Genomic DNA, 812 nt, shown 5'->3' with positions numbered 1-812 from the left:
AAGGACGCCGCAGCGGATAACGCTGCGGTTTCTTTTTTACCGCCCGCGGATAATGCCGCTGACGACGGCCGGGTAATACGAAGCTTCCCGCCATCGCCATTATTTCATTCATCACCTTCGGTATTCTTCCCGGTGCAACCGCAGGCAGCAGACTCAGCTGACCGGCCAGATACAGCGCCGCCTGTTTAAAGCCCAGCTGATAAGGCTCCACATTTTTAAGGCTGTATGCCATCTGTGCCATCATAAAGCGCAGCAGGTTATACGCCAGTGCCACCCCCCACAGCTCCTGCTGCACCAGCTCCGGCTTTTTACTTCTCAGCGTCAGCTCATTATTCAGCAGGTGCTGCTTCATCTCCCTGAAGCCATGCTCGATTTCCCAGCGATGACCGTACAGGTCCACGATATCGGCTTTCGGATAGCGAAGCGGATCACACATGGACGTCAGTATCTGTACCGTTCTGCCGCCGGTTTCCTTACTGATAAGTCTTGCCGTCAGCGTGGCCGGTGCGCCGCTCCATTTTTTTCGCGCCTGCGGCGTCAGGCTCAGCTCAACCAGCTCATGTCCGGGACCCAGCCTCTCTTTTACCCGGTACTGAGCGCCTTTTCGCAGCGGTATCATCCAGTGCTTTTCGGTGCCTGATGTCTGCCAGTGATGAAGGAGGCCCGGAGCATAGAAGCCCTTGTCCATTATCGTCAGGGAATGAGCAGGCGTCTGCGCCGCCAGCCGGGCGGCGAGCTCAACTTCGCTGGTTTCAGAGACGCTGCCGAAGGCAACGCCCGACAGCAGGTGGCTGGTGACCTCCATCTGACAG

The 812-nt window shown here is 57.5% G+C and carries 1 protein-coding gene; it reads right to left on the bottom strand.

The features are described 5' to 3' along the window. On the bottom strand, positions 1-812 hold an 812-nt coding region (locus CBW22_RS22355), incomplete at both ends, for an IS4 family transposase (protein ID WP_141097346.1).

It is taken from the genome of Pantoea sp. VS1, assembly GCF_002207995.1.
In the GTDB taxonomy this organism is placed as follows: Bacteria; Pseudomonadota; Gammaproteobacteria; order Enterobacterales; family Enterobacteriaceae; genus Pantoea; species Pantoea dispersa.
The sequence above is the reverse complement of the archived record's forward strand: the minus strand, read 5'-3'. Positions and strand labels throughout refer to the sequence as shown.